The 15851-nt window shown below is 66.3% G+C and carries 16 protein-coding genes; 9 read left to right on the top strand and 7 right to left on the bottom strand.

Annotated elements, in window-relative coordinates:
• The first annotated feature begins 143 nt into the window (after window positions 1-143).
• The 3 genes from HNP46_RS05900 (at window position 144) to HNP46_RS05910 (ending at window position 4489) form a co-directional block, all read left to right on the top strand.
• Entirely contained in the window at window positions 144-935 is a 792-nt protein-coding gene (locus tag HNP46_RS05900; protein ID WP_184586742.1) for a crotonase/enoyl-CoA hydratase family protein, read from the top strand.
• 257 nt (window positions 936-1192) lie between these two features.
• Window positions 1193-2737, top strand: coding sequence for a collagen-like triple helix repeat-containing protein (locus tag HNP46_RS05905; RefSeq protein WP_184586744.1), 1545 nt, complete (start codon window positions 1193-1195; stop codon window positions 2735-2737).
• A gap of 84 nt (window positions 2738-2821) precedes the next feature.
• Window positions 2822-4489: a ShlB/FhaC/HecB family hemolysin secretion/activation protein gene (locus tag HNP46_RS05910; RefSeq protein WP_184586746.1), complete on the top strand. Its 1668-nt coding sequence runs from the start codon at window positions 2822-2824 to the stop codon at window positions 4487-4489.
• A 6-nt stretch (window positions 4490-4495) separates the two neighbouring features.
• Here HNP46_RS05910 and HNP46_RS05915 read toward each other — a convergent pair whose 3' ends face one another.
• Complete coding sequence (locus HNP46_RS05915) at window positions 4496-5272, bottom strand: spermidine synthase (RefSeq protein WP_184586748.1); 777 nt, start codon at window positions 5270-5272, stop codon at window positions 4496-4498.
• A gap of 399 nt (window positions 5273-5671) precedes the next feature.
• Between HNP46_RS05915 and HNP46_RS05920 the strand changes: the two genes are divergently transcribed.
• The gene (locus tag HNP46_RS05920; RefSeq protein ID WP_184586750.1) at window positions 5672-7018 is read left to right on the top strand and encodes a class II 3-deoxy-7-phosphoheptulonate synthase; all 1347 of its coding nucleotides are present in this window, start codon (window positions 5672-5674) and stop codon (window positions 7016-7018) included.
• A 129-nt stretch (window positions 7019-7147) separates the two neighbouring features.
• On the top strand, window positions 7148-7909 hold the full coding sequence (locus HNP46_RS05925) for a M48 family metalloprotease (protein ID WP_184586752.1): 762 nt from the start codon (window positions 7148-7150) through the stop codon (window positions 7907-7909).
• A gap of 35 nt (window positions 7910-7944) precedes the next feature.
• Here HNP46_RS05925 and HNP46_RS05930 read toward each other — a convergent pair whose 3' ends face one another.
• The 3 genes from HNP46_RS05930 to HNP46_RS05940 form a co-directional block, all read right to left on the bottom strand.
• Complete coding sequence (locus HNP46_RS05930; protein ID WP_184586754.1) at window positions 7945-9165, bottom strand: winged helix-turn-helix domain-containing protein; 1221 nt, start codon at window positions 9163-9165, stop codon at window positions 7945-7947.
• A gap of 60 nt (window positions 9166-9225) precedes the next feature.
• Window positions 9226-9696 (bottom strand): DUF3291 domain-containing protein, encoded by a 471-nt coding sequence (locus HNP46_RS05935; protein ID WP_184586756.1) that lies wholly within the window; start codon window positions 9694-9696, stop codon window positions 9226-9228.
• Between the two features lie 70 nt (window positions 9697-9766).
• Window positions 9767-10000 (bottom strand): DUF1127 domain-containing protein, encoded by a 234-nt coding sequence (locus HNP46_RS05940; RefSeq protein ID WP_409372404.1) that lies wholly within the window; start codon window positions 9998-10000, stop codon window positions 9767-9769.
• Between the two features lie 94 nt (window positions 10001-10094).
• Between HNP46_RS05940 and HNP46_RS05945 the strand changes: the two genes are divergently transcribed.
• Window positions 10095-10946, top strand: coding sequence for a LysR family transcriptional regulator (locus HNP46_RS05945; RefSeq protein WP_184586758.1), 852 nt, complete (start codon window positions 10095-10097; stop codon window positions 10944-10946).
• A gap of 6 nt (window positions 10947-10952) precedes the next feature.
• On the opposite strand, the gene HNP46_RS05950 is transcribed toward HNP46_RS05945, so the two are convergent.
• Window positions 10953-11699: a sulfite exporter TauE/SafE family protein gene (locus HNP46_RS05950; RefSeq protein ID WP_184586760.1), complete on the bottom strand. Its 747-nt coding sequence runs from the start codon at window positions 11697-11699 to the stop codon at window positions 10953-10955.
• A gap of 104 nt (window positions 11700-11803) precedes the next feature.
• Between HNP46_RS05950 and HNP46_RS05955 the strand changes: the two genes are divergently transcribed.
• The 3 genes from HNP46_RS05955 (at window position 11804) to HNP46_RS05965 (ending at window position 13870) form a co-directional block, all read left to right on the top strand.
• Window positions 11804-12760 carry a LysR family transcriptional regulator gene (locus HNP46_RS05955; RefSeq protein ID WP_184586762.1) on the top strand — a complete coding sequence of 319 codons (957 nt, stop codon included), beginning with the start codon at window positions 11804-11806 and terminating at the stop codon, window positions 12758-12760.
• Window positions 12761-12819: 59 nt separating this feature from the next.
• Entirely contained in the window at window positions 12820-13269 is a 450-nt protein-coding gene (locus HNP46_RS05960; RefSeq protein ID WP_184586764.1) for a MarR family winged helix-turn-helix transcriptional regulator, read from the top strand.
• A gap of 172 nt (window positions 13270-13441) precedes the next feature.
• Window positions 13442-13870, top strand: a complete 429-nt coding sequence (locus HNP46_RS05965; RefSeq protein ID WP_184586766.1) for an organic hydroperoxide resistance protein — start codon at window positions 13442-13444, stop codon at window positions 13868-13870.
• A 73-nt stretch (window positions 13871-13943) separates the two neighbouring features.
• Here HNP46_RS05965 and efp read toward each other — a convergent pair whose 3' ends face one another.
• Together efp and earP are read right to left on the bottom strand one after the other, a co-directional pair.
• Window positions 13944-14510 carry an elongation factor P gene (gene efp / locus HNP46_RS05970; protein ID WP_138521874.1) on the bottom strand — a complete coding sequence of 189 codons (567 nt, stop codon included), beginning with the start codon at window positions 14508-14510 and terminating at the stop codon, window positions 13944-13946.
• A gap of 42 nt (window positions 14511-14552) precedes the next feature.
• On the bottom strand, window positions 14553-15680 hold the full coding sequence (earP, locus tag HNP46_RS05975; protein WP_184586767.1) for an elongation factor P maturation arginine rhamnosyltransferase EarP: 1128 nt from the start codon (window positions 15678-15680) through the stop codon (window positions 14553-14555).
• Window positions 15681-15851 lie beyond the last annotated feature (171 nt).

Consider the following 15851-nt stretch of genomic DNA (forward strand, 5'->3'; position numbering starts at 1 on the left):
GGCCAGCGTTTGGCCGGCGCGTATCATACCGGAAAATCCTGACCGATGTGTTTCTTTTCGGAACAGGGCCGGCGAACGGTCGTTGCTTGGACAACCCCTGCCACGCCGGCTATACCCTGCAAGCCACCTGACCGGAGCCCGCCATGACCGCCAGCAGCCAGCCGCGCATCACCGTCGAACGCCATGACCACGTCCTGCTGCTCGGCCTGAATCGGGTCGACAAGCGCAACGCCTTCGACCTGGACATGCTTACCCAACTGGTCATGGCGTTCGGCGAGTACGAGCGCGACGACGACCTGCGCTGCGCCCTGGTGTTCGCCCACGGCGAGCACTTCACTGCCGGCCTGGACCTGGCCAACATCGGCGAGACCTTCCGCACCGGCTGGAGCATGCCCGAAGGCTCGGCCGATCCGTGGGGCACCTTCGGCGGCAAGCGCCTGACCAAGCCGCTGCTGGTGGCCGCCAAGGGCTACTGCTTCACCCTGGGCATCGAGCTGATGCTCGCCGCCGACATCAACCTGTGCGCCAGCAATGCGCGCTTCGCCCAGCTCGAAGTGCAGCGCGGCATCTTCCCCTTCGGCGGCGCCACGCTACGCATGCACCAGGTGGCCGGCTGGGGCAACGCCATGCGCTGGCTGCTCACCGGCGATCCCTTCGATGCCCACGAGGCCTACCGCATCGGCCTGGTGCAGGAAGTCACCGCACCGGAAGAACTGATGCCCCGTGCCCTGTGGCTGGCACAACGGGTCGCGGCCCAGGCGCCGCTGGGCATCCGCGCCACCCTGGCATCCGCTCGACGCAGCCTTGACGAGGGCGAGGAAGCGGCGGCGCGACTGCTGCCAGCCATGGCCAGCGAACTGCTGTCGACCGAGGATGCGCAGGAGGGTCTGAATGCCATGCTGGAACGTCGCGAAGGCCGTTTCCAGGGCCGCTGAAGCGCCTCGCGCCGGGCAATCCGGAACCATCGTGCGAAAAGCGCTATATCCAAGGTATTAAAAAGCCCTGAAAAGCTCGCCTAATCCTTTAGTTTTTCCTTTTGAATCAGACACCTGCAATCCACAAAACGACTATATACAAGTTCCAATTTCGCCCCTGAAAACAATCCTCTAGAACTGACTCCAGAGCAGCTCAGCACCGCGCCGGAATACCGACCGCCCCTTAGCTGGCTGACGTTCGTCATGGAGGAATTCGTATGTCAGGCCCTATTCGTGTGTTCGCGCTTTCTCTTCTCGTCGTCGCTCTGTCCCTGCAGGGTTGCAGCAGCCACGGCGGCAGCAGTCATCACCGTTCCAGCGACAGCGGCACCAGCGGTACCCAGGGCGATGGGTCGGGGTCCGGTGGCGATGGCAGCGGTGGCAGTGGCGGTACCGGCTCCGGCGGCGATGGCAGCGGGAGCGGTGGCGACGGCTCCGGCAGTGGTGGCAACGGCAACGGTAATGGTGGTGGCGATGGGAATGGCAATGGCGGTACGACCACACCACCGGCCAGCACCACCGGCAACGTGCTGACCGAAACCGGCGAGGCCGTCTCCAGCGCTGGCGCCACCGTCAACACCCTGGCCGCCGTGGTGCGGACCGTCAAAGTACCGGTGCTCGGCGATGGCGTGACCGATAACGCCGGCAACCTGATCCAGCAGGTCGGCGAAGGCGTCGACAGTGTCGGCAGCGGCGTCACCGACGGCCTCGGCCAGCTCGGCAACAACCCCAACGCCGTGGGCACCACCGTAGCCGGCGTTACCGGCCTGGTCAGCCACACCGGCGGCGCGGTCAGCAGCCTGGGCGATACGGTCGCGGCCATCGGTGATGCCCCGGTACTGGCCAATACCCCGCTCAAGGGCGTGACCGGCCAGGTCGGCGGTCTGGTGGACGGCGTCGGCGGCAAGATCACCATGCTCGGCGACTCCCTCAGCGGCGCAGTCACCAGCGGCCCGCTGAGCCAGCTGACCACTCAGCTGAGCGGCACCACCGCCGGTCTGGTCGGCCAGGTCGAAGGAACCACCCGCGGTATCGGCGCTGCCACTGGACTGGCAGCGCCGGTGAACAACCTGCTGACCACCGTCGGCGGCGTCGTGACCCAGACAGGCAACCAGGTCGCCAGCCCGAATCCGGCGCTGGCCCCGGTCGGCGGCATCGTCAGCAATACGGGTCAGGCAGTCAGCGCTGCAGGCGGTCTGGTCAACGGCAGCAATCCGGGCGGTGGGCTGCTCGGCAACGTGACCGGATCGCTGGGCGGTGCAGTCGGCGGCAGTAATCCGGTGGGTGGGCTGATCAGTGGCGTGACCGGTGCACTGGGTGGTGCAACCAGCGGCAGCAATCCGGTCGGCGGGCTGGTCGGCGGAGTGACCGGTGCCCTGGGTGGCGCAGCCGGCGGCGGCAATCCGGTGGGCGGCCTGGTCGGCGGTGTGACCGGCGCGGTCGGCGGTCTGACCGGTTCCCTCGGCGGCGCCGCCGGGGGCAGCAATCCGGTCGGCGGCCTGGTCAACGGCGTGGCCGGTACCCTGGGCAATGTAACCAGCGGCCTGACAGGCGGCGGCGGTCTGACCGCCGGCGCAGGGCTGGGAATCGGCAGCAACAACCAGGGCTCGGGCGTGGCGGTAGGCGCCGGAGCCGGCACGACCAGCAGCACCAGCGGCCAGGGAGGCCTGCTGGGCAATACGCTGGGCGCCGTGGGCGGCACGCTGGGTGGTCTTACCGGCGGATTGGGTGGTGGATTGGCGATCGGTACGCCCAAGCAGTAATCCGAATTACGCCCATACTGTAGTGACCAGGAGCCGCCCACGGCTCCTGGTCTTTTCATGATGTCGGTCTCACGGAGGAGCCAGATGCGCAAACTCGCTGTCCTGCCCCTGTTGTTGGCTGCACCCCTGGCCTGGGCCGAGCGCCCGATCCAGCTCCCCGGTTCCGATATCGAACAGACCCTGCCCCGCCCCAACCTTCCCGACGGCGAACTGCGCCCCAAGGCTCCCAAGGTCACCACCCCGGAGCCAGCGGCCAGCCAGCCGGTGCAGATCCTCCAGCAGAACATCCGCATCAAGCGCATCGAACTGGCCGGCGGCAAGCACTACCCGGTGGCCACCTGGAAGCCCCTGCTGGAACCGCTGACCCGGCGCACCATCCAGGTCAGCGAACTGGTGGCAGCGGCCAAGGCCATCACCCAGCGCTACCAGGAAGACGGCTACTTCATCTCCTTCGCCTACGTACCGAACCAGGACTTCAGCGGCGGCGTCGCGCGCATCGTCCTGGTCGAAGGCCACATCACCCAGGTGCGCAGCAACGGCGAGCTGGGCGTGCACCAGGCGCGGGTGGATCGCTGGATCGACAAGCTCAAGTCGGAGAAGCCGCTGACCCGCGAGAGCTTCGAGCGCTTCAGCGTGCTGATGAGCCGTGTGCCGGGCCTGCAGCTGGCGATGGCGCTCAACCCACCCACCACCAGTGATGGCGGCGCGGTGCTGGAGCTGGCCGGCAAACAGAAGCGCTTCGACACCGGGATGAACCTGGACTCGCGGCGCAACCAGCAGCGCGGCATCTTCAACGCCGAGGTGATGTCGCTGCTCGGCTGGGGCGAGCAACTGCAGTACAGCTACCTCTACCCGCCGGGCGACGACCACGAGTACTACCGCGCCTGGAACTACAGCCAACTGCTGGGCGACAACGGCGTGCAGCTGCAGGTCGGCTACTCCAAGTACAACGCACGCCCCGGCGACAACCTGTACCTGGCCAACGGCCTGGAGTTCGAACGGCACCGGCAGAACGAACGAGTCAGCGCCGGCCTCGGCCTGCCGCTGATGCTGCGCCGCGACCTGACCTGGGACGTCACCCTGCGCGGCTACACGGTCAACGACGCCAGCCGCTACGACCTGGTCTACCCGGACATTCCCTATCGCGTCGAACAGAAGAGCAAGCTGCGGGTGGTCGGCGTGGAAACCGTGGTCCAGCAGTTCGCCGAGAAGCGCGTGCGCGCCGGCAGCCTGGCGGTCTACCAGGGACTCAACGGCATGGGCGCGCAGACTCCGGAGCCGGTGAAGAAGGACTTCACCCGCCTGCTCGGCTACGGCGCGCAGCAGGACCAGTTCGGCTCCAACTGGCAGGGCGTGGTCAGCGCCGCCTTCCAGTGGAGCGACGACGTGCTGCCGGACTCCGAACAGGTCACCTATGGCGGCGCCAACTTCGGCCGCGGCTACCCCGACGACCAGGCCACCGGCGACAAGGGTTGGGGCGCCTCCTACGAGGTCAACTATTCGTTCCTGCGGCAGAGCACGCTGCTCAGCCAGATCCAGCCCTACGTGGTCGCCGACACCGCCCGCACCCACTACAACCAGGGCGGCCAGACGCAAGCGAAGATGGGCTCGGCGGCGCTGGGCGTGCGCTTCTCCGACCGCAAGCACTACCTGGTGTCGGCGGAAGTGGCCAAACCCTTCGGCGACCGCGCGCTGGACAACAACGACCGTAGCGCGCGGCTGAACTTCACGTTCAGCTACCAGTTTCCCTGAGGCCGGTCACTGGGCCGGGCGCAGCGACTCGATGTAGGTCTTCAGCGAGTAGCCCAGCTGCGGCTCCAGCGCACCGACGCGCTTCTTCAGGCCGCGCAGGTTCAGCTCCTGGTCCAGCTTGGCGGGCACGAAGACGATCACGTTGCCCTCCGGCACCGGGCATTCCCAGTAGTGCCGGTGGAAGCGCCCGCGCAGCAGCGCCGCGCCCAGCGGACGGCCATCGTCGGTGCTCCACTGGTTGATCACCAGCCAGCCGCCGGGGCGCAGGCGCTCGCGGCAGGTACCGAGGAAGTCCCAGGCGATGTGCGCCGGCGCCGGCCCGGTATCGGTGTAGAGGTCGAGGAAGATCAGGTCCGCCGGCTCGCACTCGGCCAGCTCCTGCACCGCGTCGCCGATGCGCAGGTTGAGGCGCTCATCCGCCACCAGCCCGAGGTGCTCGCGAGCCAGGCGCGGAATCGACGGGCGCAGCTCGATGGCTTCCACCTCGTCCAGCGGCAGGTACTTCAGGCAGGCCTGGGTCAGGCTACCGGCGCCGAAGCCGAGGAACAGCGCGCGGCGCGGACGCGAGTGACACAGCGCGCCGACCAGCATGGCGCGGGAATAGTCGTATTCCAGCCAGCTCGGATCGTCCATCAGCACGCAGCTCTGCTCGACCTCATCGCCAAATTCCAGGTAGCGATAGGCGCCGCTTTCCACAACGCGGATCACCCCGAAGTCATCGCGCTCCTCGACGATCAGCAGCTCTTCGTGGAGCGGCTCTTCGTTCAGCAGTTCCTCGCTCATGACCGGCTCCGGGCGGCAGCGACCATGACCGTGCGCTCCGCCGGGAGCGGCGAACGGCACGGATTGCCATTGAAATACAGGGGCTCGCGCACGCAATAATCCTTCGCATCAAGACGGCCAGCCACGACCGCCAGGTCGGCAAAGGCGCAAGAATAACAGCCCAAGAGGCACAACCGAGCATGCACCAGCGCAACGCTCCTCACGATGCAGCCCATCGACACCCTACCCCGGCGCAATTACGCCATCAGTTCGCTCGCGCGTGCTGCGCAGGCGGCTGATCGTTTCCCAGCGTTCCCCCTGGACAAGGATGTCCGCCCCTTCCCCACCCGGCGCCGCGCGGGGCAAAGGCCGAGCTGATACCATGGGCCGATTACCGCCCCTAGCCGCAAAGAGCCGCCGATGAGCCTGCCCTGGAGTCCCGACAGCTGGAGAAGCAAGCCGATCCAGCAACAGCCCGCCTACCCCGACGCCCACCGCGTGAGCGAAGTCGAGCGCACCCTGGCGAGCTTCCCACCGCTGGTGTTCGCCGGCGAGGCCCGTGAGCTGCGCCGACAGTTCGCCGAGGTCACTGCCGGGCGCGCCTTCCTGCTGCAGGGCGGCGACTGCGCCGAGAGCTTCGCCGAGTTCTCCGCGGCGAAGATCCGCGACACCTTCAAGGTGCTGTTGCAGATGGCCGTGGTGATGACCTTCGCCGCCGGCTGCCCGGTGGTGAAGGTCGGACGCATGGCCGGGCAGTTCGCCAAGCCGCGCTCCTCCGGCGAGGAAACCATCGCCGGCGTGACCCTGCCGGCGTATCGCGGCGACATCGTCAACGGCATCGGCTTCGACGAGAAGAGCCGCGTGCCGGACCCGGAGCGCCTGCTGCAGGCCTACCACCAGTCCACCGCCTCGCTGAACCTGCTGCGCGCCTTCGCCGGCGGCGGCTTTGCCGACCTGCACCAGGTGCACCAGTGGAACCTCGACTTCATCGCCAACTCGGCGTTGTCCGAGCGTTACCAGCAACTGGCCGACCGTATCGACGAGACACTCGCCTTCATGCGTGCCTGCGGCCTGGACACGGCGCCGCAGTTGCGCGAGACCAGCTTCTTCACCGCCCACGAGGCGCTGCTGCTGAACTATGAAGAGGCCTTCATCCGCCGCGACAGCCTCACCGGCGACTGGTACGACTGCTCGGCGCACATGCTGTGGATCGGCGACCGCACCCGCCAGCTCGACGGCGCCCACGTGGAAATGCTGCGCGGCGTCGGCAATCCCATCGGCGTCAAGGTCGGCCCGAGCATGGACAGCGAGGAACTGATCCGCCTGATCGACATCCTCAACCCGGACAACGACCCCGGCCGCCTCAACCTCATCGTGCGCATGGGCGCGGACAAGGTCGGCGACGGCCTGCCGCGGCTGATCCAGACCGTGCAGCGCGAAGGCAAGCAGGTGCTGTGGAGTTCCGACCCCATGCACGGCAACACCATCAAGGCCTCCAGCGGCTACAAGACCCGCGACTTCGCGCGCATCCTCGCCGAGGTCCGGCAGTTCTTCGAGGTGCACCAGGCCGAGGGCAGCCATGCCGGCGGCATCCACATCGAGATGACCGGGCAGAACGTCACCGAGTGCATCGGCGGCGCACGACCGATCACCGAGGATGGCTTGAGCGATCGCTACCACACCCACTGCGACCCGCGCCTGAACGCCGACCAGTCGCTGGAGCTGGCCTTCCTCATTGCGGAAACGCTGAAACAGGTGCGTCGCTGAATCTGACGCGAGTCTCAGGCCATTCCTAAAACCACTTCCGTTGATTGACGGTGCCGGGGTGTCTACCTAGAGTGGCGCCCCGCGCGGCAGCCGCCGCGCCATGGAAATCCGTCAACCAAGGAAGACTCGATGTCACTGCACCGCTCCCTCCTCGCCCTGCTCATCGGCGCCAGCGCCGCACTCTCCGGCTGCCAGAACATGAACACCGACAGCCTCGTGCAGTCCGGCATGATGGCCATGAAGGCCGCCACCCTGAGCGACGCCGAGATCAAGCAGGTCGCCGACGAGGCGTGCGCCAAGCAGGACGCCGCCGCGCAGATCGCTCCGGCTTCCAGCCCCTACACCAAGCGCCTGGACAAGATCGCCGCCGCCCTGGGCAACCCGCTCAGCGGCACCACGGTCAACTACAAGGTCTACGTCACCGACGACATCAACGCCTTCGCCATGGCCAACGGTTGCGTGCGCGTTTATTCCGGCCTGATGGACCTGATGACCGACAACGAGGTGGAAGGCGTGCTCGGCCACGAGATCGGCCACGTCGCCCTGGGCCACATCAAGAAAGCCACGCAGACCGCCTACGCCGCTGCCGCAGCGCGCACCGCTGCCTCGGCCGCCGGCAACAGCACGGTCGCCGCGCTGTCGCAGTCGCAGCTGGGCGAAATCGGTGAGGCGCTGATCAACGCGCAGTTCTCCCAGTCGCAGGAATCGGCAGCCGACGACTACTCCTTCGACCTGCTGAAGAAACGCGGTATCCAGCTCGACGGTCTGGCCAGCGCCTTCGACAAGCTGGCCAAGCTCAGCGGTGGCGAAGAGAGCAGCATGTTCGACTCGCACCCGGGCTCCGCCGATCGCGCGGCGCATATCCGCCAGCGCATCGCCAGCGGCAAGTGACGACGGAACGGGCCTCTTCAGAGGCCCGTTTTCTTTCAGGCCTGCGCCAACAGCCCCTGCAAGCGCTCACCGGACGGCCGCCGGCAATTCACCGCCACCCGCTCCAGGCCCAGCCAGCGCGCCATCTCGCCCAGATGACGAGCCAGCGCAGCTTGTCCCTCCTCGCCCAAGCCCCTTTCCTCTTCGTGGACGGCGTGCACCACCAGCCTGCCGGAGGCACGATCCGAACGCAGGTCGACCCGCGCCGCCAGGCGCTCGTCGAACAGGAAGGGCAGCACGTAGTAGCCGTAGATGCGCTTGTGCTGCGGCGTGTAGATCTCCAGGCGATAGCGGAAGTCGAACAGCCGCTCGGTGCGGGCGCGCTCCCAGACCAGCGAATCGAAGGGCGAGAGCAAGGCGCTGGCGCGGACCTTGCGCGGAATCACCGGCTCCGCCAGGCAATAGGCCGGCGCCTGCCAGCCCTGGACCTGCACCGGCAACAGCTCACCCGCCTCCACCAGTTCGGCCAGCCTTGCCTTGCTGTCAGCGGGCTCCAGGCGGAAGTAATCACGCAGGTCCTTCTCGGTGGCCACGCCCAGCGCTTGCGCCGAATGCAGCAGCAACTGGCGCTGTGCCTCGGCTTCGTCCAGTTCGGGATGCTGCAGCAGGTCGGCGGGCAGGACCCGCTCCGGCAAATCGTATAGGCGCTCGAAGCCGCGCCGCCCGGCGACCGTCACCTCGCCCGCCGCGAACAGCCATTCCAGCGCATGCTTCTCGTCACTCCAATCCCACCAGGGGCCGGCGCGCTCTTCGCGGGTGGTCAGGCTGCCGGCACCCAGCGCGCCTTGTTCACGCACAGCACTCAGCACGCGCTGGATCACCACCTGCTGCTCGCGACCGAAGCGCGCCAGTTGCTGGTAGATGCCGCGCCCCTCAGCAGCGCGGCGCATGCGCCAGCGCATCAGTGGGTAGAGCTGCAGCGGCAGCAGGGACGCCTCGTGGCCCCAGTATTCGAACAGCCGGCGATGCCGACCGCCGCTCCAGGCAGCCTCCTCCAGCAGGGTCGGCGAGTAGTTGCCCAGGCGCGAGAACAGCGGCAGGTAGTGCGAGCGCACCAGCGCATTCACCGAGTCGATCTGCAGCACGCCCAGGCGCTCCAGCAGGCTGCGCACATGCCGGCGCTGCACCTCGCCACCCGGCTTGCGCAGGGTGAAGCCCTGGGCGGCCAGGGCGAGGCGGCGGGCCTGCTTGAGGGACAGGGATTCGACGGTCGACATCGTGGCCTCCAGGGCTGGGCGAGCCCTAGAGCCTAACGCCAATCGCCGCGCCTGACTGCATCAGGCAGGTTCGCCGAGCCGTTCGGGCATCGGGAAGGGTCGGGCGAAGGTGAAGACCTCCGGCGACGGGCCGTCCAGCCGCAGACGCTCCAGGCGTTCACGGGCCATGGCCACGTCCGGCAGTTCACCCGCCGGCAGCCACCACAGCGCCAGGCTCGGCGACGGCAGGCGCTCCATCCAGTCGCGCTTGCTGCGCAGCACCTGCAGGTGTTCGCCGGCGTAGACGTAGTCCTTGAGCGCCTCCACCGACTCCCACACCGACAGGTTGACGATGATCAGCGGGTCGTCGAAGACGCGGATGGAGGTGGCGTCGCCCTCCTCGGTCTGCAGGCGCCAGACGAAGCCGCGGCTGCGCTCGGCGAGGGCGTTGATGTGATCGAGCTGGTCGACGAACCCCTTCATCAGCGGGTGATCCAGCGGGGCACGGGCCTTGGCGATATTGACCTGGGCGAGGTGGTAATTCACGGACATGGGCTTCCTTGTCATGTTTCTTCTCTTATGAAAGCGGGCGGCACGGCGAGGGTCCGCGCCGCCCGGCGGCTCAACGGCGGATAAGGTCCGCCCAGAACGGGCGCTCGACTTCCTGCTGGATATCCGCGCGGCTCAGGCCGATATCCTTGAGCGCCTCGTCGCTCATGGTCGCCAGCTCACGGCGCTGGCGGGCCAGTTCGTGCCAGTGCATGACATGTTGCAGGGCACGCTTCCACAGCGGTTCGCCGTGGACTTTGTGGACATGGTAGGACGCTGCTACGAAACCGAATTGACCTTTCATCATGCTTCCCTCCCTGTGGGGTTGGAACCAGTCTCTCGCCAGCGCTAAGATCAATCCAACGAATCATTCTTATGCGACCCATCTCGGAGATTGATGAATGAGCAGCTTCCCCAGCATCGACAGCGAACTGCTGCGCACCTTCGTCGCCATCGCCGACCACGGCGGCTTCACCCGCGCCGCCGAGATGGTCAACCGCACCCAGTCGGCGGTGAGCATGCAGATGAAACGCCTGGAAGAAGACGTGCTCGAGCGCAGCCTGTTCGAGCGCGACGGCCGCCAGGTACGCCTGACGCCCGAAGGGCAGATCCTGCTGGGCTATGCGCGGCGCATCCTGCGGCTGCAGGGCGAGGTGTTCAACACCTTCCGCCAGCCGCACATGGTCGGCTCGGTGAAGATCGGCACGCCGGACGACTACGTGATGCGCTTCCTGCCCAGCATCCTCTCGCGCTTCGCCGAGGCCTACCCGCTGGTGCAGGTGGAGGTGCATTGCGACTCCTCCGCGCAGCTGCTGATGCGCAACGACCTGGACCTGTCCATCGTCACCCGCGAGCCGGGCACCGAGATCGGCCAGTTGCTGCGCCAGGAAGACTTCGTCTGGATGGCCGCCGAGAGCTTCTGCCCGCAGGACCAGCGTCCGTTGCCGCTGGCGATGTTCAACACCGCCTGCTTCTGCCGCGCCTGGGCCTGCAATGCACTGGAGGCAATGGAAGTGGACTACCGCATCGCGTACAGCAGCCCGAGCCTGTCGGCGCTGTTCGCCGTGGCCAACGCCGGGCTGGCGGTGACCGCGCAACTGCGCAGCCTGCTCACCGGCAACCTGCGCATCCTCGGCGAGGAAGACGGCCTGCCGCTGCTGCCCAACGCCAGCATCGTGCTGCTGCGCGGGCAGAAGATGACGCCGGTGACCGACAAGCTGGCCGAATACATCGTCGAAGGCTTCCGCACCTAGGCAGCCTCAGCGCACCGCCAGCAGAGCCGCGCAGACGATCAGGAAAGCGCTGAAAGCCATGCGCAGCTGGCGCTCGGGCAGCGCATGGGCCAGGCGCACGCCCCAGGAAATGCTCACCAGCCCGCCCAGCGCCAGGGCGCTGCCCATGCGCCAGTCCACATGGCCGTGCACCGCATAGGTCGCCAGCGCCACGCCCGTGCTGGGCGCCGCCAGGGCCAGCGCGAGGCCCTGGGCGATCACCTGGGTCAGGCCGAAGACCGAAGTCAGCACGGGCGTCGCCAAAACCCCGCCGCCCACGCCGAACAGCCCGCCCAGCGAACCGGCTCCCAGCCCCAGCACGCCCATCCACGGCAGACCGTAACGCGGCGTGCTGCCGCCCTGAGGCATCCGCTGAAACAGGCGTACCAGCAGGTAGAGCGCCAGCAGCACCAGGAAGACCACGAAAGCCGTGCGCATGCTGCGCGCATCCAGATTCACCGCGATGCTCGAAGCGAAGAAGGCGCAGACCAGGCCGGTGAAGGCGAGCACGCCAGCCTGGGCGAAATCGATGCGGTTGCGCTGGTGGTAACGCCAGATCGCCAGCAGCACGTTGGGCACCACCATCACCAGCGCGGTGCCCTGGGCCAGTTGCTGGTCCAGGCCGAACAGCACGCCCAGCGCCGGAATCGCCAGCAGCCCGCCGCCGATGCCGAACAGCCCACCGAGGCTGCCAAGCACGACACCGAGCAGAAAGTCCACGAGCAGATCCCACATACGCACCTCCACAACGAAGCGCCCATGCTAGAAAACCGTGGCTGGATGGGAAACGCAAAGCGCAGCACAATGGCTATGCTATTTACGCAAAGCCAACGCAGATCATGACCCCTTCCAGCCTCGAAGACCCGCTCGACCTGTTCCTCGACGTCCTCGACCACGGCAGCTTCTCCGCTGCGGCCCGCCTGCGTCAGCTCACGCCCTCCGCCGTGGCGCGGCGCATGGATGCATTGGAGCAGAGCCTGGGCTCGACCCTGCTGGTACGCAGTACCCACAACGTGCGCGCCACCCCGGCGGGCCTGGCCTTTGCCGAGCGGGCCCGGCGGATCGTTGGTGAACTGCGCCAGGCGCGGGCCGAAGCGGTGTCCCTGAGCACGGCGCCGGAAGGCCTGATCCGCATCGACGCCCCCGTGCCCTTCGGCCGTCGCCATCTCGCTCCGGCGCTGGCGGATTTCCTCACCGCCAATCCGGGTCTCGACGTGCAACTGCGGCTGATCGACAGCTTCACCGACACCCGCGGGGAAAACCTCGGCCAGGTCGATCTGGTGCTGCGCATCGGCACCCTGCCCGATAGCCGCCTGGTGGCCACCCGCCTGGCGCCGATGCGGCGGGTCGTCTGCGCCAGTCCGACCTACCTGCAGCAGCACGGCAAACCCGCCTCGCCGCTGGAGCTGCCCGAGCACATCGGCCTCGACTGGGAGGGCCTGGCGCCGCCGCTGGCGTGGCGCTTCCTGATCGACGGCAAGCTGCAGCACCTGCGACCACGCCGGTTGCGGATGACCGCCAACAACGCGGAAACCCTGGTGGAAGGCGCATTGCAAGGCATCGGACTGGCGCACCTGCCCACCTGGCTGTGCAGCGAATACCTGATCAGCGGCCAATTGCTGCCGCTGTTCTGCGAGAGCGGCCTGCCGGAGCCGGAGCCCGGGGTCATCCACGCCCTGCGCCTGGAACGCGGCACGCATCCACGCAGCGAACGTTTGCTGGCCTTCCTGCAACAGCGCTTCGGCTTCCCGCCACCCTGGGATGCCGCCCTGGAACAAGCGCTGTTCAGGAATTAACCATCGCGCTAAATTAATGCGCAATCAGCTCTTCGCTGCCCTCACTCCCGGAGACCGCCATGGCCAAGCCAGACGCGCCCTGCGAAGCCCTCAAGCTGGATAACCAGCTGTGCTTCGCCCTCTACTCCACCTCCCTGCAGATGACCAAGGTCTACAAACCGCTGCTGCAGGAGCTGGGGCTCACCTACCCGCAGTACATCGCCATGCTGGTGCTGTGGGAAGAAGACGGCATCACCGTGGGCGAGATCAGCTCGCGCATGCTCACCGACCCCGGCTCGCTGACTCCCCTGCTCAAGCGCCTGGAAGCCGAGGGCCTGATCACCCGCACCCGCAGCCAGGCCGACGAGCGCGTCGTGCAGCTGCGCCTGACAGACAAGGGCCGCGAGCTGCGCCGACAGGCGGAAAGCATTCCGGCCTGCATCCTGGCCACCAGCGGTCTAACGTTGGACAGTCTGCAGCGCCTCCAGGGGGAGCTGGTGGACCTGCGCGAGCACCTGCAAGCCCCGTAATCCGGGGCTTATGCCAACACGACAGGTTCTTTAGACAGAAATCTTCCAATAATTATCTTGCGAACTAAATTAAATCGAACTAACTTTCATCTCACGAACTGCTTAGCGCACAAGATATTAAGCAGCCAAACGCTTACCGACAGACACCGCCACTCGATATTGGAGAACCGCCATGCAAACCATCAAAGCCCTCTACACCGCCACCGCTACCGCCACCGGAGGCCGTGATGGCCGCGCCATCTCCTCCGACGGCATCCTCGATGTGAAACTGAGCACCCCGCGCGAACTGGGCGGTGCGGGCGGCGAGGCCACCAACCCGGAACAACTGTTCGCCGCCGGCTACTCGGCCTGCTTCATCGGTGCCATCAAGTTCGTCGCCAGCCAGAGCAAGAAGCAGATTCCGGCGGACGCCTCGATCACCGGCAAGGTCGGCATCGGCCAGATCCCCGGCGGCTTCGGCCTGGAAGTGGAACTGAACATCAACCTGCCGGGCCTGGACCAGGCCGAAGCCGAGGAGCTGGTCGCCAAGGCCCACCAGGTCTGCCCCTACTCCAACGCCACCCGCGGCAATATCGAGGTGCGCCTGAACGTCAGCGTCTGAGGCGCTGAGTGCCCGAACGGCAGAAACGAAAAAGCCCGGCATCAGCCGGGCTTTTTTCTGTCGCGGGTCAGGCTCAGGCCTTGACGCGGGACTTGTACTCGCCGGTGCGGGTATCGATCTCGATCGAGTCGCCGATTTCGCAGAAGGCGGAAACCTGGACTTCAGCACCGTTCTTCAGGCGAGCGGTCTTCATCACTTTACCGGAGGTGTCGCCACGGACAGACGGCTCGGTGTAGACGATTTCGCGAACGATGGTGGTCGGCAGTTCAACGGAGATGACTTTCTCGTTGTAGAAGACCGCTTCGCAGACGTCGGTCATGCCGTCTTCGATGAAGGTCAGCACGCCTTCCAGGTCGCCCTTCTCGATCTCGTACTGGTTGAACTCGGTGTCCATGAAGACATACAGCGGGTCCGCGAAGTAGGAGTAGGTCACTTCCTTGCGATCGAGGATGATCGGCTCCAGCTTGTCGTCGGCCTTGAACACGGTCTCGGTGCCGGCGCCGGTCAGCAGGTTCTTCAGCTTCATCTTGACGACCGCAGAGTTACGGCCGGATTTGTTGAACTCGGCTTTCTGGATTACCCAGGGGGTGCCGTTGATGTTGGCAACCTGGCCAGCGCGGAACTCTTGTGCGGTTTTCATACGATTATCCGATTGGATTGGAGACAAAAATCAGGGGCCATATCATAGCCAATTTGTATAAAAACGCACCAGCCCCGCGGCAAGATCGGTTTGTTCGCTCAGGCGCCGCTGCCAATTGCCAATCCACGCGGCCCACTCCGGCAACCGGCTTTCCAGTCGCTGCCAGGCTTGGCCCGCGTCCCCCCGGCCGTTCCAGGCCATCCAGAATGCCAGCAGATCCCCCCGCAGCGATTCGTTCATCCCCTCACTGAACAGACCCAGGAAAGCCTCCAGCTTCTCCAGGTGGACCTCCTCGTCCTGCTGATAGATGTGCCAGACGAAAGGCCGCCCCGCCCATTGCGCCCGCACGAAGGAATCCTCGCCGCGTACCGCATTGAAGTCGCAACTCCAGAGCAGCAGGTCGTAGTCCTCCTGTCGCACGAACGGCAGCACCTGCAAACGCAGGGCATCCTTCTGGTAGGGCTGCCCTGCCTCCAGCGCCTGTCCCGCCCAATGCTCGACATCGGCCAGCACCCTGCCTTCCGGCACCAGCAACAGAGTGGCGGTGCTGCTTGCGCAGAGCGCATCCAGCCAGTTGCCCAGCGCGGCATTCTCATAAGCGAACAGGGAGATGCGGCGCTCATGAGGCTGCGGGTATACCCCCAGGCTTTCCAGGAACCCAAGGCTGGCGGCCGGATCGGCCTGGAAGGCATCGCGCCGGGCCAGCAGATCGCCCTCGCGCAGCAGGCCGCCCGTGGCGGCGGTGAAGCCGGGGAAATAGAAGTATTTCTGCAGACCGCCGGCCTGCAGCGACGGCAGGGCGTGGCAGGACTCCACCCAGCTCTCGGCGCTGAGGTACTCCAGGTTCAACCACAGGGAAGGCTTCGGCCTCTGACTCATCGCCTCTATATAGACAGGCGGCATCTCGCAGGCGAAGGCTTCGATCACCACATCCGCCGCCTCGGTGTGCTGCCAGGGCTTCGGCCACAGGCGGACTTCCACGCCGGCTTGCTGCTGCGACGTCACCGCGCCATTGGCCGAGGGGCAGATGCGCACGAACGCGGCAAGGTCGTCGACCCACAGGCGCACCGGTTGCCGATGCTCGCCCGCCAGCTGGCGAGCCAGCCGCCAGGTGACGCCGATATCCCCATAGTTGTCGACTACGCTGCAGAAGATGTCCCAGCTGGCCATGCGCTTCCCTATCTAGCAGAGCGTGTCTCAGAAGGCGCCAGTCTACCTGCGACCGACGCATCATCCTTAAGCCGATGAATCCGTTGGAAAAAATTTTCAAAAAAGATTTGCCAAGGAGGAAACCTTTGAGTAAAGTGCGCGCCTCGACAGACACAGCGCTGTCGAGAAATC

Source organism: Pseudomonas nitroreducens (assembly GCF_014204515.1).
In the GTDB taxonomy this organism is placed as follows: Bacteria; Pseudomonadota; Gammaproteobacteria; order Pseudomonadales; family Pseudomonadaceae; genus Pseudomonas; species Pseudomonas nitritireducens_A.